This is a genomic window from Pseudomonas mangiferae, assembly GCF_007109405.1.
GTDB classification, from domain to species: domain Bacteria; phylum Pseudomonadota; class Gammaproteobacteria; order Pseudomonadales; family Pseudomonadaceae; genus Pseudomonas_T; species Pseudomonas_T mangiferae.
The window spans coordinates 33,025-53,895 of the sequence record NZ_VJOY01000007.1; the positions used below are offsets into that span (position 1 = coordinate 33,025).

General features: G+C 72.6%; 14 protein-coding genes. 7 read left to right on the plus strand and 7 right to left on the minus strand.

Translation table 11 applies throughout. The annotated features are described in order from the left end of the window. Positions 1-81: 81 nt before the first annotated feature. Positions 82-1,212 (minus strand): PilT/PilU family type 4a pilus ATPase, encoded by a 1,131-nt coding sequence (locus tag FM069_RS11045; protein WP_143488364.1) that lies wholly within the window; start codon positions 1,210-1,212, stop codon positions 82-84. Between the two features lie 78 nt (positions 1,213-1,290). After that, on the minus strand, positions 1,291-2,970 hold the full coding sequence (locus FM069_RS11050; RefSeq protein ID WP_143488365.1) for a Na/Pi cotransporter family protein: 1,680 nt from the start codon (positions 2,968-2,970) through the stop codon (positions 1,291-1,293). Positions 2,971-3,211: 241 nt separating this feature from the next. Here FM069_RS11050 and recC point away from each other — a divergent pair, with 241 nt between their 5' ends. The 7 genes from recC to FM069_RS11085 all read left to right on the plus strand — a co-directional run bounded on the left by recC (position 3,212) and on the right by FM069_RS11085 (position 15,081). Further along, the gene (recC, locus tag FM069_RS11055; protein ID WP_143488366.1) at positions 3,212-6,490 is read left to right on the plus strand and encodes an exodeoxyribonuclease V subunit gamma; all 3,279 of its coding nucleotides are present in this window, start codon (positions 3,212-3,214) and stop codon (positions 6,488-6,490) included. Continuing rightward, positions 6,487-10,017 (plus strand): exodeoxyribonuclease V subunit beta, encoded by a 3,531-nt coding sequence (gene recB / locus FM069_RS11060; protein ID WP_143488367.1) that lies wholly within the window; start codon positions 6,487-6,489, stop codon positions 10,015-10,017. The genes recC and recB overlap by 4 nt, the downstream gene beginning before the upstream one ends. Further along, complete coding sequence (gene recD, locus FM069_RS11065; RefSeq protein WP_143488368.1) at positions 10,014-11,873, plus strand: exodeoxyribonuclease V subunit alpha; 1,860 nt, start codon at positions 10,014-10,016, stop codon at positions 11,871-11,873. The genes recB and recD overlap by 4 nt, the downstream gene beginning before the upstream one ends. 89 nt (positions 11,874-11,962) lie before the next feature. Continuing rightward, on the plus strand, positions 11,963-13,111 hold the full coding sequence (locus tag FM069_RS11070; protein ID WP_143488369.1) for an NAD(P)/FAD-dependent oxidoreductase: 1,149 nt from the start codon (positions 11,963-11,965) through the stop codon (positions 13,109-13,111). Positions 13,112-13,295: 184 nt separating this feature from the next. Further along, positions 13,296-13,568 carry an HU family DNA-binding protein gene (locus tag FM069_RS11075; RefSeq protein ID WP_143488370.1) on the plus strand — a complete coding sequence of 91 codons (273 nt, stop codon included), beginning with the start codon at positions 13,296-13,298 and terminating at the stop codon, positions 13,566-13,568. A 202-nt stretch (positions 13,569-13,770) separates the two neighbouring features. Continuing rightward, on the plus strand, positions 13,771-14,169 hold the full coding sequence (locus FM069_RS11080; RefSeq protein ID WP_143488371.1) for a helicase: 399 nt from the start codon (positions 13,771-13,773) through the stop codon (positions 14,167-14,169). Between the two features lie 144 nt (positions 14,170-14,313). Continuing rightward, entirely contained in the window at positions 14,314-15,081 is a 768-nt protein-coding gene (locus FM069_RS11085; RefSeq protein ID WP_143488372.1) for a hypothetical protein, read from the plus strand. A gap of 10 nt (positions 15,082-15,091) precedes the next feature. On the opposite strand, the gene FM069_RS11090 is transcribed toward FM069_RS11085, so the two are convergent. From FM069_RS11090 to exbD, 5 genes are all read right to left on the minus strand, one after another. After that, complete coding sequence (locus FM069_RS11090) at positions 15,092-16,501, minus strand: HDOD domain-containing protein (protein ID WP_143488373.1); 1,410 nt, start codon at positions 16,499-16,501, stop codon at positions 15,092-15,094. A 90-nt stretch (positions 16,502-16,591) separates the two neighbouring features. Beyond that, complete coding sequence (gene recG / locus FM069_RS11095) at positions 16,592-18,667, minus strand: ATP-dependent DNA helicase RecG (protein ID WP_143488374.1); 2,076 nt, start codon at positions 18,665-18,667, stop codon at positions 16,592-16,594. Then, positions 18,664-19,602, minus strand: a complete 939-nt coding sequence (locus FM069_RS11100; protein WP_143488375.1) for a hydrogen peroxide-inducible genes activator — start codon at positions 19,600-19,602, stop codon at positions 18,664-18,666. The genes recG and FM069_RS11100 overlap by 4 nt, the downstream gene beginning before the upstream one ends. Positions 19,603-19,707: 105 nt before the next feature. Further along, the gene (locus FM069_RS11105) at positions 19,708-20,451 is read right to left on the minus strand and encodes an energy transducer TonB (protein ID WP_143488376.1); all 744 of its coding nucleotides are present in this window, start codon (positions 20,449-20,451) and stop codon (positions 19,708-19,710) included. Beyond that, the gene (gene exbD / locus FM069_RS11110; protein ID WP_143488377.1) at positions 20,448-20,870 is read right to left on the minus strand and encodes a TonB system transport protein ExbD; all 423 of its coding nucleotides are present in this window, start codon (positions 20,868-20,870) and stop codon (positions 20,448-20,450) included. Before exbD ends, FM069_RS11105 begins: the two co-directional genes overlap by 4 nt. Between the last annotated feature and the right edge of the window lies 1 nt (position 20,871).

The following is a 20,871-nucleotide window of genomic DNA, read 5'->3' on the forward strand; positions in this document are numbered from 1 at the left end:
GCCAGCATAGCGGGTTTCGCCGCCGCCGCGCAGCGCGTTCGGCGGCCAATCGACCGAACGGAGCCCCGGCATCCGGGCCGCTCAGCCCGGTAGCGGGGTGTCGGTGTCCGACTCGGGGGCACGGTGGCTGCCTTCCAGGCGTACCTTGAGGGACAGGTCGGTGCGCGAATCGGCGTGCTTGAGGGCCTGCTCCAGGGTGATCCGGCCCGCCTCGTAGAGGGCGAACAGGTGCTGGTCGAAGGTCTGCAGGCCCTGTTCCGGCGCCTGGCCGATGGCGTCCTTGAGGGCCGTCAGTTCGTCACGCTTGATCAGGTCCCGCAAGTAGGGGGTGCCCAGCAGCAGCTCCACGGCCACCACCCGCTTGTGGTCGCGCCCCGGCACCAGGCGCTGGGCCACCACCGCCAGCAGGTTCTGCGAGAGATCGCCGAGGACCTGGGTGCGGGCCGACTCGGGGAAGAAGTGCACCACCCGCTCGATGGCCTGGACGCTGCTGGTGGCGTGCAGGGTGGCCAGGCACAGGTGGCCGGTCTCGGCGTAGTGCAGGGCGTGCTGCATGCTGTCCAGGTCGCGGATCTCGCCGAGCATGATCACGTCCGGCGCCTCCCGCAGCACGTTGCGCAGGGCGGCAGCGAAGCTGTGGGTGTCCAGGCCCACCTCCCGCTGGTCCACCAGGGAGCGTTTGTGCCGGTGGATGAACTCGATGGGGTCCTCCACGCAGACGATGTGCCCGCTGCGCCGTTCGTTGCGATGGTCGAGCATGGCGGCCAGGGTGGTGGACTTGCCGGAGCCGGCGGCGCCCACCACCAGGATCAGGCCGCGGTCGAACAGCGCCAGTTTCTCCAGGGCCGGCGGCAGGCCCAGGCTGTCCAGGGAGGGAATGTGGGTCTTCACGTGGCGCACCACCATCGCCACCTCGCCGCGCTGGCGGTACAGGTTGACCCGGAAACGCCCCACCTGGGGGATGCCCAGGGCCAGGTCCAGCTCCAGTTCCTGGGCGAACTCGACGCGCTGGGCGTCGTTCATCAGGTCGTCGGCCATCCGCCGCAGGGCCGGCGGCGTCAGCGGCGGCAGGTCCAGGGGCTGGGCGTGGCCGTCGATCTTCACGTGGGGCGGTGCGCCGACGCTGAGGAACAGGTCGGAGCCCTCGCGTTCGGCCAGCACCCGCAGCAGGGCGTGGATGTCCAGGGGCTCGGGGGTGGGCGACGTGTCCATGGCGGGGCTCGCAGGGCGGGTGACGCGCCATCATCGCCTCGCCACGGCCCGCGCCGCAATGCGCCGGGCCGCCGCGGGTCAGCCGTCTTCCAGGCGCGCCTCGGTCAAGTCGTCGTCCAGGTGCTGCTCGTCGCCGATGGCGGCGGGCGCGTCGGGGTTGTCCAGCACGGCGTAGGCGATGGAGCAGAACAGCGAGTTGAGGCGCTTCATGTCGCTGATCAGGTCCAGGTGCAAGGAGCTGGTCTCGATGCTCTGCACCACCTGGTGGTGCAGGCGGTCGACGTGGGCGTGGGCGAAGCGCCGTTCCTGCAGGCGGAAGCGCTGCTTGGCCCGGCGCAGGCGCTTGGCGCTTTCCACGTCGCCGTTGAGGAACACCGACAGGGCCAGGCGCAGGTTGGCCACCAGCTGGGCGTGGAGGGTGGTGATTTCCTCCAGGCCGGTGCTGGAGAAGGAACGGCTGCGGGCGGTCTTCTTGTCCTGCACGGTGCTGAGCATGTGCTCCACCAGGTCGCCGGATTGCTCCAGGTTGATCGCCAGCTCGATGATCTCCGCCCAGCGGCGGCTGTCCCGCTCCCCCAGGTCTTCCCGCGGCATCCGCGCCAGGTAGAGCTTGATCGCCGTGTAGAGGGCGTCGACGTCGTCGTCCTGGCGGCGGATCTCCTTGCCCAACAGCGGGTCGCCGCCGTGGATCACCTGCAGCAGGTTGTTCAGCATCTGCTCCACCATGTCGCCCATGCGCAAGGTCTCGCGCACCGCGTTGGCCAGGGCGATGCTCGGCGTGTCCAGGGCCGCCGGGTCCAGGTGCCGGGGGCGCGCCACGTTGTCGGCCAGGGCGCGGTCGGGCATCAGGCGGTTGCAGAAGCGCGCCATGGGCGTGGTGAGGGGCATGCACAGGGTGCAGCGCACTAGGTTGTAGAGCACGTGGAAGGCGATCACCAGTTCCTGCTGGCTGATGGGCCAGTGCTCCAGGCCGGCGGCCAGGGGCTCCACCAGGGGCAGCACCAGCAGGCAGCCGCCCAGCTTGAACAGCAGGCTGCCCAGGGCCACTCGGCGGCCGGCGGCGTTCTGCGCGCCGGCGCTGATCATCGCCAGGATGCCGCTGCCCAGGTTGGCGCCCACCACCAGGCACAGCGCCACCTTCAGGGAGATCACCTTGGAGGCGGCCAGGGTCGAGGTGAGCAGTACGGCGGCCAGGCTGGAGTAGGAGACCATGGCGAACAGCGCACCGGTCAGGGCGTCCAGCAGCACGTCGCCGGTGAGGGAAGAGAACAGCACCTGCACGCCCTTGGCTTCGGTCATGGGCGTGGCCGCGGCGACGATCAGCTGCAGGGCGAGGATGATCAGGCCGAGGCCGATGGCCACCCGGCCGAGCTGGCCGATGCGGGTCTGCTTGCGGGACAGGAACAGCACCACGCCGAAGAAGATCAGCAGCGGCGACAGCCAGGACAGGTCGAGGGTCAGCACCCGCGCCATCAGCGCGGTGCCGACGTCGGCGCCGAGCATCACCGTCAGCGCCGGCGCCAGGGCCATCAGCCCCTGGGCGACGAAGGACGTGGCGAGCAGGGCGGTGGCGTTGCTGCTCTGCACCAGGGCGGTCACGCCCATGCCGGTGATGAACGCCAGGGGCTTGCGCTCCACGCTGCGGCTGATCAAGCGCCGCAGGTTGGCGCCGTATACCCGCAGGATGCCGGTGCGCACGATGTGGGTGCCCCAGACCAGCAGGGCGACGGCCGAGAGCAGATTGAGCAAGGTCAGCATTGAGGGCCCTCCGGACTGACGAGGATAGAGCCGCGACGAACACCCCTGGAGACGACGATGAACGGACGAGATGTCACACGATTGTCATATTTGTCCGGAATTGCAATCGTGAGTTCGCTAACGAAACGCTTCCGTGCACCCTGCCAGTCCCCTTCAGCGTAGCCGCACCGGCCGGCGTCCGGGCGAAGCGCTGGCCGGTGCATCTGGTACCCTTGGCGACCGGATTCCCGCAGGCGCCGCGATGCTCGACCTCTACCATGCCAACGACCTGGAAAGCCTCGGCGAGCTGGCCTGCGCGCTGCTGGCGCAGCCCCAGGCCGACCCGCTGGCGCCGACGCGGGTGGTGGTGCCCAGCCAGGGCATGGGACGCTGGCTGACCCTGCAACTGGCGCGCCGCCAGGGCATCGCCATGCACCTGGAGATCCAGCTGCCGGCGCGCTTCGTCTGGGACCTGGCGCGCCAGCTGCTGGGGGCCTTGCCGCCGCAGTCGGCGTTCAACCCGGCGACCCTGGCCTGGCGCCTCTACGACTGGCTCTGCGAGGACGCCCACCTGGCCCGGGCGCCGCGCCTGGCGCGCTACCTGGAGGGCGGCGACGAGCGCCGTCGCCTGGCGCTGGCGGCGCGCATCGCCGACGTTTTCGACCAGTACCTGCTGTACCGCGACGACTGGCTGGCGGCCTGGGAGCGCGGCGCCACCCTCGACCTGGGCGCCGACGAGGACTGGCAGGCGCTGCTCTGGCGCGAACTGACCGCCGACGGCCACCCGCACCGGGCGCGCCTGCTGGGCGAACTGCTGGCCCGGCTGCATGACGACGCGCCGCTGCCGGGGCTGCCGGAACGGCTGCTGGTGTTCGGCATCAGCAGCCTGCCGCCCCACCACCTGCGGGTGCTGGAAGGGCTGGCGCGGCACGTCCACGTGGTGCTGTTCGCCCTCAACCCCAGCCGAGAGGCCTGGGGCGACATCCGCGACATCCGCGAACTGGCCCGGGAGGAGGGCCAGGGCCCGGACGACTGGTACCTGGACGTGGGCCACCCGCTGCTGGCGAGCCTGGGCAAGCAGGGCCGGGACTTCTTCGACGCGCTGTTCGCCCTGGCGTCCGGCGAGGGTGGCCAGGACACCGGGCTGTACGCCGACGACGCCGGGCTGCGGGACGACAGCCTGCTGCACGCCCTGCAGAACGACATCCTGCGCCTGCACACCCGGGCGCCGGAGGCGCGCCTGGCCCTGCGGGAGGACGACCGCTCCCTGGAAGTGCACGTCTGCCACTCGCCGCTGCGGGAAGTGGAGGTGCTGCACGACCAGTTGCTGGCGCGCTTCGCCGCCGACCCCGGCCTGAGCCCCGACCAGGTGGTGGTGCTGACCCCCGACATCGAGCGCTACGCCCCCTACATCGAGGCGGTCTTCGCCGGCCGCGAGGGCGCCGCGGCCCGCGCCACCCCGGCGATCCCCTACAGCCTGGCGGACCGCAGCCTGCGCGCCGAACTGCCGCTGGTGGGCGCCTTCCTCGACCTGCTGGGCCTGCCGGACAGCCGCTTCGCCGCCGAGGAGCTGCTGGCCTGGCTGGAACACCCGGCCCTGGCGGTGCGCGCCGGCATCGAGGCCGACGACCTGCCGCTGCTGCGGGACTGGCTGCGGGACGCCGGCGTGCGCTGGGGGCGCGACGCCGAGCACCGCGAGCGCCTGGGCCTGCCGGGCGACGAGGCATTCGGCTGGCGCCAGGGCCTGGACCGCCTGCTGCTGGGCTTCGCCGCGCCGCCGCAGCTGGCCGGCGACCGACCGCCGCTGCTGGGCGGCACCTGGCCCCTGGACGCCCTGGAAGGCGCCCGCGGCCAGTTGCTGGGGCGCCTGGCGGCCTTCGTCCAGCGCCTCGCCGCCCTCGCCGCCGAACTGGCCCGGCCGCGAGCCCTTGCGGACTGGGCCGACACCCTGCAAGGGCTGCTCGACCTGCTGTTCGACGAGCGCGAGGCGGGCGATACCCTGCTGCTGTTGTCCCAGGCCTGCGCCGCCTTGCGGACCCATGCCGAGGCCGCGCGCATCCAGCGGCCGCTGCCGGTGGCCCTGGTGCGCCAGCAACTGATGGCGACCCTGGAGCAGGGCGGCAGCGTCGGCGGCTTCCTCACCGGCGCGGTGACCTTCTGCACCATGGTGCCCATGCGCAGCCTGCCGTTCCGCCAGGTCTGCCTGCTGGGCCTGGACGACGGCGCCTTCCCCCGGCGCACCCCCTCCGCCGGCTTCGACCTGATCGCCCGCCACCCGCGCCGCGGCGACCGCGCGCGGCGCCTGGACGACCGCTACCTGCTGCTGGAGACCCTGCTCTCGGCGCGAGACGGGCTGTACCTTAGCTACGTCGGCCGCGATCCCCGGGACAATGCCCCGCTGCCCCCTTCGGTGCTGGTCAGCGAGTTGCTGGAGAGCATCGACCTCACCGCCGAGGCCGGCCCCCGGCGCGCCAGCCAGCAGGTCACCTTCGCCCACCCCCTGCAACCCTTCGCCCCCGGCAACTTCGCCGGGGGCGGCTGGCAGGGTTTCGCCGCCCCCTGGCACCGCGCGGCCCAGCGCCTGGCGTCTCCCCCGGTCGCGCCGCCGGCGCCGTTCGCCGCGTCGCTGCCGGCGCCCGAAGGCAACGACTGGCTGACCCTGGAGCCGGCGCGGCTGGTGCAGTGCTTCCGCCATCCGGCGCGCTTCCTCCTGGAACAGCGCCTGGGCCTGCGCCTGCCCGAAGAAGAGGAAACCCTGGCCAGCGACGAGCCCTTCGAGCTGGAGCGCAGCGCGTTGACCGGCCTGCGCCGCCTGGCCCTGGAGGCCGCCGAGCGCGGCTGGAGCGAAGCGGAGGAACGGCGCCTGGCCGCCGCCTCCGGCTGGCTGCCGGCGGGCGAACTGGGCCAGGCGTTCTGGGGGCAGTTGCGCGGGCCGATCCGCGCCTTTGCCCCGCTGCTGCAGGAGGAGCGTCCCGAGGACAGCCCCAGGCCGCTGCTGGTGGACCTGCAGGTGGGCGGGGTGCACCTGCACGGCTGGCTGGACGGGGTCACCGCCGACGGCCTGTTCGACTACCGCCTGCGCGACCTGGGCGCCTGGGAGCTGGCGCCGTTCTGGCTGCGGCACCTGCTGCTCAGCGCTTGCGCCGGCCCTGGCGTGGCCCGCCACAGCCGGCTGCTGTCGCCCCGGCGCGAGTGGCGCCTGGGTCCGGTGGACGACGCCGTCGCCCAGCTCGAACCCTGGATCGCCGCCTACCGCGAGGCCCTGGTGCGGCCCCTGCCGCTGCTCCCCCGCAGCAGCCACGGCTTCGCTCACAAGTGGCGCCACCCCGGGCGCAAGGCGCCGGTGGACGCCGCCCGGCTGGAGGCGCGGGTGCAGTGGGTCGGCAACGACTACCTCAGCGGCGAATCCCTCGACCCCTGGAACGCCCTGGCCTTCCGTGGCGCCGACCCCCTGGACGCACGCTTCGAGGCCCTGGCCGAACAGCTCTACGGGCCGCCCCTGGACGCCCTGGGCGACGCCGACGAGGAGACCGCCCCATGAGTCTCGACCTGCTCGCCTCGCCCTTCGACGGCCGCAGCCTGATCGAGGCCAGCGCCGGCACCGGCAAGACCTGGACCCTTACCGCCCTCTACGCGCGGTTGCTGCTGGAGCGGCAGCTGAGCGTCGGGCAGATCCTGGTGGTGACTTACACCACCGCCGCCACCGCCGAGCTGCGCGAGCGCATCCGCGGGCGCCTGGCGGCGCTGCTGGCGGTGTACGAGGGCGCGGCGGCGGAGGATGCGATCCTCGCCGGGCTGCACGCCCGCTACCCCGGCGAGGACGCCCACCGCCGGCTGTTGCTGGCGGTGCACGGCTTCGACGAGGCGGCGATCTTCACCATCCACGGCTTCTGCCAGCGGGCGCTGCAGGACGCGGCGTTCGAGGCCGGCGGGGATTTCGACGCCGAGCTGACCGCCGACGACCGCGACGTGCTCGACGCGCTGCTGGCCGACCTCTGGCGCCGCGAACTGGCCGCGGCCGAGCCGGCCTGGGCGCGCTACCTGGCCCAGCGGCGGATCACCCCGGCCTGGCTGCGCCAGCGCCTGCGCGGGCACCTGGGCAAGCCCTACCTGCGCATCGAGCCGCGAGACCTGGCGCCGGGCGACCTGGCCGCCAGCGAGGCCGCCTGGCGTGCGGCGCGGGACGCCTGGGTACGGGACAGCGGCGCCTGGCTGGCCGAGCTGTGCGGCTTCGACGGCCTCAACAAGCGCAGCTACGACGCCGCCCGTCTGCGCCTCTGGCAGGGCGAGCTGGACGCCTACTTCGCCGACCCGGCGGCCCTCTACGCGCCTCCCGGCGGGCTGGAGAAGCTCGGCCGCGAGGCCCTGCTCAAGGGCACCCGCAAGGGCCTGGAGGCGCCCCTGGCGCCCCTTGCCGACGCCCTGCAGGCGCTCCACGACGCCCTGGCCGCGGCCGAGCCGGTGGGCGCCGCACGGCTGGTGGCGCTGCAGGTGCGCCTGCTGGACGCCCTCAACGCCGAACTGCCGGCGCGCAAGGCGGCCCAGCGCCTGCTGGCCTTCGACGACCTGCTCAACCGCCTCGACGAGGCCCTGCACGGCGCGGCCGGCGACGACCTGGCGGCGACCCTGCGGGCGCGCTACCCGGTGGCGCTGATCGACGAATTCCAGGACACCGACCCGGTGCAGTACCGGATCTTCCGGCGGATCTACGCCGAGGCGGGCGACCTGTGTTTCGTCGGCGACCCCAAGCAGGCCATCTACGCCTTCCGCGGTGCCGACCTGAGCACCTACCTGCGGGCGCGGGAGGAAGCGGCGCGGCAGTACAGCCTGGCCACCAACCACCGCTCCACGCCGCAGCTGATCGCCGCCCTCAACCGCCTGTTCGACCGTCCGCTGCCCTTCGCCGAGGCGGGCCTGCTCTACCCGCCGGTGGGCGCCAGCGAACGGCCCCGGGCGCGCCTGGTACTGCCGGACGCGGGGGCGCCGCTGGAGCTGGTCTGGCTCGGTGACGAGCCCTTGGGCAAGGGCGAGGCCGGTGAACGGGTGGCCCGGGACAGCGCCCGGCGGATCGCCGCGCTGCTGGCGGCCAGCGCCGCCGGCAGCGCCTATTTCGAGCAGGACGGCGCCCGCACGCCCCTGCGCGGCGGCGACATCGCGGTGCTGGTAGCCAGTCACCGCCAGGCCGCGGCGGTGGCCGCCGAACTGGCGGCCCGCGGCGTGCCCAGCGTGCGCCGCGCGCGCGACAGCGTCTGGCACAGCGAGGAAGCCGAGGCCCTCGGCGCGGTGCTCGCCGCCTACGCCGAGCCGGGCCGCGAAGGAGTCCTGCGCTACGCCCTGGCCAGCCGCCTGCTGGGCCGCGACGCCGCGCACCTGGCGCGTTGCCAGGACGACGAACTGGCCTGGGACGCCGAGCGGGAAAGCGCCGAGCGCTACCACCAGCTCTGGCAGCAGCAAGGCTTCATGCGCGCCTTCCGCGCCTGGCTCGACGAGCAGGGGGTGGCGGAGCGGCTGATCGCCCTGCCGGACGGCGAGCGGCGCCTGACCAACCTGCTGCACCTGGCCGAGCTGCTGCAGGCGGAGAGCCTGCTGCGCCCGGGCCTGGAACCCCTGCTGGCGTGGTTCGACGCCCAGCGCGGTGCCGACCAGCACGGCGAGGACGCGCTGCTGCGCCTGGAGAGCGATGCCGAGCGGGTACAGATCGTCACCGTGCACACCAGCAAGGGCCTGGAGTACCCGCTGGTGTTCTGCCCGTTCCTCTGGGACGGCGCCCTGCTGCGCCGGGAAGAAGACATCACCTGCCATGCCGAGGACGGCACGCCGCTGCTGGACCTGGGCAGCGACCAACTGGACGCCCGCCGCCAGGTGGCCCGCCACGAGCGCTTCGCCGAGCGCCTGCGCCTGGCCTACGTGGCCCTGACCCGAGCCCGCGACCGGCTGTGGCTGCACTGGGGACCGGTGGCGGCGCCCAAACCCAGGGCCGACGGCGGCCTGCCCGAAGAGGGCCTGCACAGCAGCGCCCTGGCCTGGCTGCTGCACGGCCGTCACCTGGATGGCGAGGCCCTGCTGGCGCGCCTCGCCGCGCACCTGGCGGACCTGGACGGCGCCGGCTTGCGCGCCGAGCTGGACGCCCTGGCGGCCGACAGCGACGGCCAACTGGCGGTGGTGGCGCCGCTGGAGGAAGAAGCCCGCGCCCAGGGCGAGGAACGCGCCGCACCGCCGGCGCCCCTGGCGCGCCTGACGCGCACCCTGCACAGCGCCTGGCGCATCGGCAGTTTCTCCGGCCTGGCCGCCGGGATGCACCAGGAAGCCCCGGACCGCGACGCCCTGGCGGTGCCGGCGGCCATCGAGCCCGGCGAGGGCTTCTACGCTTTCCCGCGGGGTGCCCGGGCCGGCACCTGCCTGCACGCGATCCTCGAGGACTGGGTGCGCGGCGAGGGCGAGCTGCCGGCCCTGGTTGCCACCCACCTGAAAGGTCATGGCCTGCCGGAGCACTGGGGCGAGATCGCCAGCGCCCACCTGCAACGGGTGCTGGACACCGACCTGGACGGCCACGGCCTGCGCCTGTCGACCCTGGACCCGGCGCGGCGGCTGCCGGAGCTGGGCTTCACTTTCCCGGTGGCCGGGCTCGACGTGGCGGCGCTGCGCACCCTGCTGGCCGACCCCGCCCACGGCCTGCCGACGCCCATGCGGCTGGCCGCCGAGCGCCTGGAGTTCGACCGCCTGAAAGGCTTCATGAAGGGCTTCATCGACCTCACCTTCGAGCATGCCGGGCGCTGGTACATCGCCGACTACAAGTCCAACTGGCTCGGCCCCGACGCCAGCCACTACGGCGGCGAACGTCTGGAGCAGGCCATCGCCGCGGAGCACTATCACCTGCAGTACCTGATCTACCTGGTGGCGCTGCGGCGCTTCCTGCGCCTGCGCCTGGCGGACTTCAGCGACGCGCGCCTGGGCGGCGCCTATTACCTGTTCCTGCGCGGCATGCCCGAGGCCGGGGTGTACTTCCAGCGCCCCCGTGACAGCCTGCTGGACGCCCTGGAGCGCCTGTTCGACGAGGGCAGCCCATGAGCCTCGCCGCCCTGCCCCTGGGCGCCCTGGAGCGGGCCTTCGTCGACAGCCTGCTGCGCCTAGACCCCGAGGCACCGGAGCCCGTGCTGGCTGCCGCGGCGCTTTGCTGCGCGGCCCTGGCCAACGGCGACGTCTGCCTGCCCCTGGCGCCCCTGGCCGGCCAGGCGGTATTCACCGAGGAGGGTGGCGGCCTGCACGTGCCGCCCCTGGAGGCCTGGCGCGCGCTGCTGGCGGCCTCGCCCCTGGTGGCTGCGCCCGGCGGTTTCGCGCCCCTGGTGCTGGACGACGACCGTCTCTACCTGGCCCGCTACCACGCCTACGAGCGCGCCCTGGCCGCGCAGCTGCTGGCCCGCCACGCCGAGCGCCCGGCGCTGGACGAGGCGCGCCTGGCCGACTCCCTGGCAAGGCTGTTCGCCGCCAACGCCGAGCGCCCGGACTGGCAGCGCCTGGCCGCCGCCCAGGCGGTGCGTTGCAGCCTGGCAGTGATTTCCGGCGGGCCCGGCACCGGCAAGACCACCACCGTGGTGCGCCTGCTGGCGGCCCTGCTGGAGCAACAGGCCGAGGCCCCCTCGCGCCTGGCCATCGGCCTGGCCGCGCCCACCGGCAAGGCCGCGGCGCGCATGGCCGAGGCGATCCGCGGCGCCAAGGCCACGCTGCCGGTGGACGACGCGGTGCGCGCAGCCCTGCCCGAGGAGGCCCAGACCCTGCACCGCCTGCTGGGCAGCCGCGGCGACAGCCCCCAGGTGCGCCACCACGCCGGCAACCCCCTGGCCCTGGACGTGCTGGTGGTGGACGAAGCCTCCATGGTCGACCTGGCGCTGATGGCCAAGCTGCTGGACGCCCTGCCGCCCGGGGCGCGGCTGATCCTCCTGGGGGACAAGGACCAGCTCTCCGCGGTGGAAGCCGGCGCGGTGTTCGCCGAGCTGTGCGAGGGGCGCGGCTTCGACCCGGCCACCGCCGAGGCCCTGCAGCGCCTGACCGGTCAGCCGGTGCCGACGGAAGCGCCCGGCTCGCGCCTGGGCAGCGCGGTGGTGCTGCTCGCCCACAGCCACCGCTTTGCCGGCGACAGCGGCATCGGCGAGCTGGCGCGGCGAATCAACAGCGGCGACCCGACGGCGGTGCTCGCCCTGCTGCGCGAAGGCCGCGACGACCTGGGCTGGAACCCGGCGCCGGTGGCCTCCGCCTTGCTGGACCGGCTCGAACGGGGCTACGCGGCGTACCTGGCGGCGGCCCGGAGCGGCGACCCGGCGACGGCCTTCGCCGCCTTCGCCGGCTTCCGCGCCCTCACCGCCCAGCGCGAAGGCCCCTGGGGCGTGGCCGGGCTCAACGAGGGCCTGGAGACGCGCCTCAAGCGGCGCCTCGGCGTGGCCCAGCGGGAGCGCTGGTACCCGGGGCGGGCGGTGATGGTCCGTCAGAACGACTACGCCCTGGGCCTGTACAACGGCGACGTCGGCCTGTGCCTGGCCACCGCCGGCGGGCTGGCGGTGTTCTTCGAGGGCGAACAGGGCTACCGGCGCTTTGCCCCGGCGCGCCTGCCGAGCCACGACAGCGCGTTCGCCATGACCGTGCACAAGAGCCAGGGCTCGGAATTCGACGAGGTGCTGCTGGCGCTGCCGGAGCAGCCCAGCCCGCTGCTCAGCCGCGCGCTGTTCTACACCGGCATCACCCGGGCACGGCGGCGGGTGGAAATCTGGGGCCTGCCGGCGCGCCTGGAGGAAGCGGTCAGCCACCGGGCCGAGCGCGCCGCCGGCCTGGCCCGGCGCCTGGCGCGGGATGTCCCGGCGGATGCACCGCCCGGGGCGGCCCCCGCCGAGCCGCCTGCGGCCGCCGGGCCGGCCCAGCTCGACCTGTTCTGACCACGACCTTGGCGCAGGCGGCGGCCTTGGGGTAGGGTCGCCGACTGGCCCGCCGCGCCGCGGCGGCCATCGTGTTCGTGGGAGGAAAGATGAACGCACCCCTGGTGATCGTCGGGACCGGCCTGGCCGGCTACACCTTGGCCAAGGAATTCCGCAAGCTGGACAGCGAGACGCCGCTGCTGCTGATCAGCGCGGACGACGGCCGCTCCTATTCCAAGCCGATGCTGTCCACCGGCTTCGGCAAGGCCAAGGACGCCGACGGCCTGAGCATGGCCGAGGCCGGCGCCATGGCCGACCAGCTGCGGGCGGAAATTCGCACCCACACCCGGGTCACCGGCATCGACCCGGGGCACCGGCGCCTGTGGATCGGCGAGGAGGCGGTGCCCTACCGCGACCTGGTGCTGGCCTGGGGCGCCGAGCCGATCCGCGTGCCGCTGCAGGGCGATGGCATCGACGCGGTGTACCCGCTCAACGACCTGGAGGACTACGCACGCTTTCGCGTCGCGGCGGCCGGCAAGCGCCGGGTGCTGGTGCTGGGCGCCGGGCTGATCGGCTGCGAATTCGCCAACGACCTCAGCCTGGGCGGCCTGGAGGTGGACGTGGTGGCACCCTGCGAGCAGGTCATGCCGACCCTGCTGCCGCCGGCGGCGGCCGCGGCGGTGCGCGGTGGCCTGGAAGCCCTGGGCGTGCGCTTCCACCTGGGACCGGTGTTGAGCCGCGTGGAGCGCCACGGCGAGGGCCTGGACGCGCACCTGTCCGACGGCACGCGGATCGCCTGCGACCTGGTGCTGTCGGCGGTGGGCCTGCGCCCGCGCACCGACCTCGCCGCTGCCGCCGGCCTGCGGATCAACCGCGGTATCGAGGTGGATCGGCTGTTGCGCACCTCCCACGCCAACATCCACGCCCTGGGCGACTGCGCCGAGGTGGACGGCCTCAACCTGCTCTACGTGATGCCGCTGATGGCCTGCGCCCGGGCCCTGGCGCGGACCCTGGCCGGTACCCCGACCCCGGTGGGCTACGGGCCGATGCCGGTTACCGTGAAGACCCCGGCCTGCCCGCTGGTGGTCTCGCCGCCGCCCCATGGCGCCCACGGCGCCTGGCAGGAAGAAGGCCAGGGCGCGGACATTCGCGCGCTGTTCCGGGATGCCGAAGGGCGCCTGCTGGGCTACGCCCTGACCGGCGCGGCGGTGCAGGAGAAACTGGCGCTGAACCGCGAGCTGCCGGCGCTCCTGGCCTGATCGCGGCGCATCCTGGCACATTTGCCGCGGACATCCGTCCGCGGACGCCCGGCGAGACTGGCGTGGCCCCGGCAGGCGTGCCATCCTCCCCCGGGTCTGCCGCAGCGCAGAGCTGTTACGGCGCCCCGCCGTCGTACCCCCGGCAGCACGGACACAACAACAACAAACCGTCAAAGAGGCTTCTATGCGTAAACCGGAACTTGCCGCCGTCATCGCGGAAAAGGCTGATATCACCCGCGACCAGGCCAATCGCGTCCTCAATGCCATGCTCGACGAGATCACCGGCGCGCTGAACCGCAAGGACAGCGTCACCCTGGTCGGTTTCGGCACCTTCGTCCAGCGCCACCGGGGCGCCCGCACCGGGAAGAACCCGCAGACCGGCGAGCCGGTGAAGATCAAGGCCAGCAACACCGTGGCCTTCAAACCGGGCAAGTCTCTGCGCGACGCCGTCAACTGAGGTGCATCCCCTGAGCGTTTCCCCCTGGACCGACTCGGGGTCGTCGCCAGGGGGAGCCGCCCAGGGGGCCGCCCAACGAGCCCCGCCCAGCACGCACCGCCAGCCGACCACAGGCTCTGCCGCGCGGTGTGTACGGGCTGTAGTCGTCGCGGCAAACCGCTACAATGCGCCGCCATTCGCAACCCAATCGAGGCCGCGCGCAATGAAATTCCGTTTTCTCCTGTGGATGATGGGTCGTCTGATGGCCAAGGCCAGCCGCGTCGATCCGGGCTTCCAGCAGCAACTGGCGGGCAAGGACCTGGTTTTCCAGCTGCACACCCTGGACGGGCGCATCGCCCGCCACTACATCGTCCGCGACCAGCGGGTAGTGAGCAAAGGCGGCGCCTACAAGGACCCTGACTTCGCCCTCGGCTTCAAGGACGGCGCCTACGGGTTCGCCACCTTCACGGCCAAGAATAAGCAGCTGGCCTTCATGCAGGGCATCCAGAACAAGGACATCCAGATCCAGGGCAACCCGGCGCTGGTGATCTGGTTCCAGGGGCTGACCAAGTACCTGGCGCCGAAGAAGAAAAAGAAGCCTGTGGAACAGAAGGCCGCCTGAGCCCCATCGGCCGGGCCCGGCGCCCGCCGTTTCGCCCCCCGGCGGCATCCCGGCGGGACCTGGCGCACGCTTCGCCGCCGGCCCGCTGGTGGGCGCGAAAGGCTTTCGCTAGGCTGGTCGGGTTTCCCATTGGAAGGCCCTGTCATGCGCGCCCGCACCCTGCTCCCGCTGTTCCTCGCCTGTGCGGCGGTTCCCGCCCTGTTCGCCTCGACCACCCAGGCCGCTCCGGCCGACGACGGCTACCGCCGTCTGTTCCGCCTCGCCGGCCTGGAACTGCTCTGCGAGCAGAGCGCGCCCCTGGCGCAACGGGGCATGCCGCCAGCGCAGCAGGCCCGGCTGGGTGAGGTGTTCGAGGCTGCCGCGCTGTGCCAGGACCTGGCCGCCGCCGTGGCCGCCCGCCTGCCGGCCGACCAGGCGCAGCAGGCCGAGACGCTGCTGGACAGCCCCCTGGCCCAGCGTTTCACCGAGGCCGAGCGCAGCGTCGGCAACGGCGAGGGTCTCGCCACCTACCGCAGCCAGCTGGACAGCCGGCCTCCACGCCCGGAGCGGCTGGCCCTGGTGCGTCGCCTGGACAGCGCGGCCCATACCACGCGCCTGGCGGCGCTGCTGCGCTACGAGGTGGGCAAGACCCAGGCCCTGGCGGCCCTGCAGGCCCGGGGCGAGCACCTGGACGAGGCCACCCTGGGCGCGCGCACGGCCGAGCAGGCCCAGGCGCTGCAGACCTCCAGCGCCCAGGCCGTGGAATCCTTCATGCTGTATGCCTACCGGCAGATGCCCAGCGACCAGGTGCAGGCGTATGCCGAGCTGTACGAGCAACCGGCGGTGACCGCCCTGCTGGACGCCAGCGTGGCCAGCCTGCCGGCGCTGTTCGCCGCGCGCCGGGCGCGGCTGGCGGAACCCGCCACGCCCTGAGGGGCGGTCCTCAGGCCGTGGGGCCGTTGAACTGCTGGGCTAGGTCCCGCAGCGCGGCCTCTGCCTCCAGTACCTTGTTCACCGCTTCCTGGGCCTTCGCCGGCGTCAGCTCCAGGCGTTCGTAGAGGGCGGGCGGCACGGGCAACCGCGGGCCGTTGCCGATGCCCCGTTCCCGCAGCAGGTTCACCGCCAGGCACACCAGGTTCGGGTAGGCGGCGTGGGGGCCGTCGTAGTGGGGGTCGTGCTGGAAGCGCAGGGCGGTGGACAGCTCCTCCGGCATATCCCAGAAGCGCATCAGCCAGGCGCCGATCTGTTCCCGGGTGATCCCCAGCAGGTGCTGCTCGATGTAGCTGTGGGGCAGGTGCGGATTGACCTCCAGGTGCCGGCAGATCAGCGAGAAGTGCGGCGGGAACACGTGGGCCAGGACCAGGTAGCCGAAGTTGTGCAGGAGCCCTGCCAGGTAGGTCAGGCCGGCTTCCGGGCGCAGCGCCCGGGGCATCGCCCGGGTCAGGCCCTCGATCACCGCGGCGGTGTAGATGGACTGCTGCCAGTAGGGCGTCGCCTGCTGCGGCTGGTCCTTGGGCAGGCTGAGGGTCTTGCCCAGGGCCAGGCCCAGGGCCAGGTTGATCACCAGGTCGAAGCCCAGCACACGGACGATGGCGTCCTCCACCGAGCGGATCTTGCCCGGCGCCGCGTAGTAGGGCGAGGCGGCCCAGCTCACCACCTGGGCGGCGAGGGCCGGGTCGGTCTCCACCACGCCGGTGATGTCGTCCACCGTGGCGTTGGGGTCCACCCGCAGCTTGATGATGCGCTGGGCGGTTTCCGGCAGCGGCGGGATCTCGATGGTCTCTTCCAGGCGCTGCTGGATGCGCCGGGCGGTGAAGGCCTGCACCGCCTGGGTGATTTCCGCGCGGTCGTCGTCGGGGCGGTCCAGGTTCGGCCGGATTTTGCTCACCGGCTCACCGAAGCGCGCCGCGCTGGCCTTGCCCAGCAGCGTCCGGTAGGCCTCGCCGGCGATCTCCAGCAACACGCCGCGCTGGCCGGACTCGACCAGCAGCGACGGCGCCTGCAGCAGGCGCTCGTCGTAGAGACAGGGCGAACTGGTCAGGGGCGGCAGCCCCGGCAGGTCGGCCAGGCCGTGCTTGCCCAGCATCCGCTCCAGGCGTTCCGGCTTGACCGCGGTGAGCTTGCGGCCGGTGAGCTCGGCCAGGCGGTTAAGGTCCAGCAACTGGTCGCGGGGGAACAGCACCAGCAGGGCGCCCACGGCATCGTCCAGCAGCACCGCCTGCAGGCGCCGCTCCGCCGGCAGGTCGGCGGTCTCCGGGCGCACCGTGTAGGCGACGCCGAGCCGCTCCAGGAGTTGCTGGATCACCGCGGGAGGCTGGGCGGCATTGTCCGGGGCGAGGGCGAGTTCAGTCATGGAGGCGTCCGGCGGCAGGCGTTCGTCTGGAGTATAACCAGACGTCCTCCCGCGGGGCCGCCGGCCTGACCGGCGTTGTTGTGACCGGCGTCACACTTGGCCGTACTGCTGCCCCTGGCGCAGCCAGCGTTCCAGCAGGGGCGCCACATGTTGCGGCCAGCGCGCCAGCAGCGCCTGGGCGGCGTCGCGCACCGCCGGCAGCAGGTCGGCGTCGCGCATCAGGTCGGCCACCTTGAACTGCAGCAGACCGGTCTGGCGGGTGCCGAGCATCTCGCCCGGGCCGCGCAGCTCCAGGTCCTTCTCGGCGATGACGAAGCCGTCGCAGGTCTCGCGCATGATCCCCAGGCGCTCGCGGCCGAGCTGGGACAGCGGCGCGTGGTAGAGCAGCACGCAGTGGCTGGCGGCGCTGCCGCGGCCGACCCGGCCGCGCAGCTGGTGCAACTGGGCGAGGCCGAGGCGCTCGGGGTTCTCGATGATCATCAGGCTGGCGTTGGGTACGTCCACCCCCACCTCGATCACCGTGGTGGCCACCAGCAGCTGCAGCGCGCCGCCCTTGAACGCGGCCATCACCTCGGCCTTCTCCGCCGGCTTCATGCGGCCGTGGATCAGCCCCACCCGCAGCTCGCCCAGGGCCGCGCCGAGTTCCTCGAAGGTGGTCTCGGCGGCCTGGCAGGTGAGCTCCTCGGATTCCTCGATGAGGGTGCAGACCCAGTAGGCCTGGCGCCCTTCGCGGCAGGCGATACGCACCCGCTCGATCACTTCCGGGCGGCGGCTGTCGGCGATCACCAGGGTGTTCACCGGGGTACGCCCGGGGGGCAGTTCATCGAGGATCGAGGTGTCCAGGTCGGCGTAGGCACTCATGGCCAGGGTTCGCGGGATCGGCGTGGCGGTCATGATCAGCTGGTGCGGGCAGAGCCGACCGTCGATGCCCTTGCGGCGCAGGGCCAGGCGCTGTTGCACGCCGAAGCGGTGCTGCTCGTCGATGATCACCAGGGCCAGGCGCTGGAAGCGCACCTCGTCCTGGAACAGCGCGTGGGTGCCCACCACCATCGGCGCGCCGCCGGCGATCCGCTCCAGGGCCGCGGCGCGGGCCTTGCCCTTGAGCTTGCCGGCCAGCCAGGCCACCTCGATGCCCAGGGGTTCCAGCCAGCGGCTGAAGGTGAGGAAGTGCTGCTCGGCGAGGATTTCCGTGGGCGCCATCAGCGCCACCTGGTAGCCGGCCTCCAGGGCCTGCAGGGCGGCGAGGGCGGCCACCACGGTCTTGCCGGCGCCCACGTCGCCCTGGACCAGGCGCAGCATCGGCTCGCCCTGGCTGAGGTCGTAGGCGATCTCCGCGCCGACCCGGCGCTGGGCGCCGGTGGGGGCGAAGCCCAGGTTGTCGAGGAACCGCGCCGGCAGGCGGGACGCCGGCGGCAGCGCCGGCGCCCGCTGGGCGCGCACGCTTTCCCGCAGGCGCTGCAAGGACAGCTGGTGGGTGAGCAGTTCCTCGAACGCCAGGCGATGCTGGGCCCAGTGGCGGCCCTCGGCCAGTTCTTCCAGGTCGGCATCCGCCGGCGGCCGGTGCAGGTAGCGCAGGGCCTGGTCGAGGGCGCCCAGGCGGTAGTCCCTGGCCAGCTCCTCGGGCAGCCAGTCCGGCAGGCTATGGGGGCCGAGGCGGGCCAGCGCCTGCTGGCTGAGCTGGCGCAGGCGCAGCTGGGTCAGCCCTTCGGTAGTGGGGTAGATGGGCGTCAGGGTCTGCTCCACCGCCGGTGGCTCGCTGCCGTTCAGGGCGCGGTATTCCGGGTGGTAGATCTCCAGCCCGGAGGCGCCGGGGCGCACTTCGCCGTAGCAGCGCAGGGTGGTACCGCGCTTCAGGGCGTCCTTCTGGGCCTGGTTGAAATGGTAGAAGCGCAGGCTGAGGGTGCCGCTGCCGTCCTGCAGGCGCACCAGCAGACTGCGGCGCCGGCCCATGACCACGTCGGCCCCCGCCACCACGCCTTCCACCACCGCGTCCTGTCCCGGGCGCAGGGCGCCGATGGGCACGATGCGGGTGCGGTCCTGGTAGCGCAGCGGCAGGTGGAACAGCACGTCCTGCAGGGTTTCCAGGCCCACCTTGGCGAGCTTCTCGGCCAGTGCCGCCCCCACTCCCTTGAGGGCGGTGACCGGCACCTGGGCGAGTTCGGTCATGCCGGCTGCGGTTCTTCCCGCAGGGCAGGCGGGCGGGCCACGGAGCACAGGCGGATGGAGTCGGCCAGCACCTCGATGGCGCGCGGCCGCGGGAAGCTGGCGCGCCAGGCGATGGCCACGGTGCGGTAGGGCACCGGCGGGGTCAGCGGGCGGATCTCGATGACCCCCGGGGCGTAGTGGTGGCTGTCCACCGCCGAGAACGGCAGGATCGACACGCCCAGGCCGGAGGCCACCATGTGGCGGATGGTCTCCAGGGAGCTGGACTCCACCGTGGTGTGCTTGGCGGCGTCCTCGCTGCGGCGGGTCGCCGGGCAGGCTTCCAGAACCTGGTCGCGGAAGCAGTGACCTTCGCCCAGCAGCAGCAGGCTCTTGTCGTTGAGCAACTCGGCGTCGATGGTCTTGCGCGCCGTCCAGCTGTGATCGGCCGGCATCAGCACGTAGAAGGGCTCGTCGTAGAGGGTCTTGGTCAGGACGTCGGCTTCGTTGAACGGCAGCGCGATGATGATGGCGTCCAGTTCACCGGTGCGCAGCTTGTCCCGCAGCACGTGGGTGAAGTTTTCCTCGATATACAGCGGCATCTGCGGCGCGACCCGGTGCAACTGCGGGATCAGGTGCGGGAACAGGTAGGGGCCGACGGTGTAGATGGCGCCCACCTTGAGGGGGGCGGTGAGCTGGTTCTTGCCGGCCTGGGCCAGTTCGCGGATGCCCTGGGCCTGTTCCAGCACCTTCTGCGCCTGGGCGACGATGCCTTCGCCCACGGGGGTCAGGCGCACCGCGCTCTTGCTGCGCTCGAAGATCAGTACCCCCAGCTCGTCCTCCAGCTTCTTCACCCCCACGGACAAGGTGGGCTGGCTGACATGGCAGCGCTCGGCGGCACGCCCGAAGTGCTGCTCCTGGGCGAGGGTGACGATGTAGCGCAGTTCGGTGAGGGTCATAGCGTGCGTCCATTGAAGTGCCCCAAGCATAGCGGGTCGAGTCAATGGAACCAACCAGAGGGCGCCGGTCGCGTCCGTGCGACCGGTTGCGTGCCCGGGCGGGCCTCAGCGGCGGCCGCGCTCCAGGGAATAGACGAAGGGCGCCACCACTTCCAGGCTGCCGTTGTTCAGCAGCTCCGCGGGCGGGGGCGGCAGCGGCTGGGCGCGGCGGATCATCTCCAGGGTGGCGCGGTCGATGGACGCGCTGCCGGAGTTGCTGACCAGGGAGTAGGACAGCACCTTGCCCTCGGCGTCCACCACGAAGCGCAGGCGGTTCACCCCTTCGAAGCCGCGCCGGCGCGCGTCCTCCGGGTAGCGCTTGTAGCGGCTCAGGTGGGCCAGCAGCTTGCTCTGCCAGGTCACCTCGGCCTTGGACGGCGTGCTGATCGCCGCCTGCTGGGGCGCCGCGGCCTTTTCGTCCACCTCGGCCACCGGCGCCGGTGGCGCTTCCTCGGGCGGCTGGGGCTCCGGCTGCGGTTTCACCGGCGGCTTGGGCTCGACCGGCTTGGGCGGCTTCGGCTTGGGCTTGGGTTTCGGCTTGGGCGGGATGGCGATGGTGGGCTTCGGCGCCTCCACCAGCTTGGGCAGCGGCTCCGGTTCCTCCGGCACCACCTCCGGCGGCGGCGGGGGTGCCGGCTTGGGCGCGGCCGGCGGCAGCGGCTCCAGCTCGATCATCATGGCCGCCGGCGGCAGCTCGATGGGCTGCGCCTCCACGTGCCAGAACATCGTCCAGTAGGCCAATCCCAGGTGCAGGCCGACGATCAGCAGCAGGCTGACGGCCCACTGCACCAGCTTGCGGGTTCCGGTCATCGGCCGACCGTCTCCAACCCGACCAGGCCGATCTTCAGGTAGCCGGCGCCGCGCAGGGCATCCATGACTTCCATCAGGGTGGCGTATTCGACGCCCTTGTCGCCGCGGACGAACACCGTCTTGTCCTTGTCGCCGTGGGTCAGCTGGTCCAGGGCCGGGCCGACGCCCTCCTTGGTCACCGCGTTCTCCCCCAGGAACAGCTCATGGTTTTCCTTGATGCTGAGGTAGATCGGCTTGTCCGGCCGGGGCGCGGGCTTGGCGGTGGAGGCCGGCAGGTCGATCTTCACGTCCACCGTCGCCAGGGGCGCGGCCACCATGAAGATGATCAGCAGTACCAGCATCACGTCGATGAAGGGGGTGACGTTGATGTCATGCACTTCGGCGAGGTCGTCGCCGCCTTCGTTCAGATGCAGTCCCATG

What these genes read in the sequence shown, in the direction of transcription:
- FM069_RS11045 (WP_143488364.1), bottom strand. Translation starts at nt 1,212, where the DNA reads ATGGACACGTCGCCCACCCCCGAGCCCCTGGACATCCACGCCCTGCTG.
- FM069_RS11050 (WP_143488365.1), bottom strand. Translation starts at nt 2,970, where the DNA reads ATGCTGACCTTGCTCAATCTGCTCTCGGCCGTCGCCCTGCTGGTCTGG.
- recC (WP_143488366.1), top strand. Translation starts at nt 3,212, where the DNA reads ATGCTCGACCTCTACCATGCCAACGACCTGGAAAGCCTCGGCGAGCTG.
- recB (WP_143488367.1), top strand. Translation starts at nt 6,487, where the DNA reads ATGAGTCTCGACCTGCTCGCCTCGCCCTTCGACGGCCGCAGCCTGATC.
- recD (WP_143488368.1), top strand. Translation starts at nt 10,014, where the DNA reads ATGAGCCTCGCCGCCCTGCCCCTGGGCGCCCTGGAGCGGGCCTTCGTC.
- FM069_RS11070 (WP_143488369.1), top strand. Translation starts at nt 11,963, where the DNA reads ATGAACGCACCCCTGGTGATCGTCGGGACCGGCCTGGCCGGCTACACC.
- FM069_RS11075 (WP_143488370.1), top strand. Translation starts at nt 13,296, where the DNA reads ATGCGTAAACCGGAACTTGCCGCCGTCATCGCGGAAAAGGCTGATATC.
- FM069_RS11080 (WP_143488371.1), top strand. Translation starts at nt 13,771, where the DNA reads ATGAAATTCCGTTTTCTCCTGTGGATGATGGGTCGTCTGATGGCCAAG.
- FM069_RS11085 (WP_143488372.1), top strand. Translation starts at nt 14,314, where the DNA reads ATGCGCGCCCGCACCCTGCTCCCGCTGTTCCTCGCCTGTGCGGCGGTT.
- FM069_RS11090 (WP_143488373.1), bottom strand. Translation starts at nt 16,501, where the DNA reads ATGACTGAACTCGCCCTCGCCCCGGACAATGCCGCCCAGCCTCCCGCG.
- recG (WP_143488374.1), bottom strand. Translation starts at nt 18,667, where the DNA reads ATGACCGAACTCGCCCAGGTGCCGGTCACCGCCCTCAAGGGAGTGGGG.
- FM069_RS11100 (WP_143488375.1), bottom strand. Translation starts at nt 19,602, where the DNA reads ATGACCCTCACCGAACTGCGCTACATCGTCACCCTCGCCCAGGAGCAG.
- FM069_RS11105 (WP_143488376.1), bottom strand. Translation starts at nt 20,451, where the DNA reads ATGACCGGAACCCGCAAGCTGGTGCAGTGGGCCGTCAGCCTGCTGCTG.
- exbD (WP_143488377.1), bottom strand. Translation starts at nt 20,870, where the DNA reads ATGGGACTGCATCTGAACGAAGGCGGCGACGACCTCGCCGAAGTGCAT.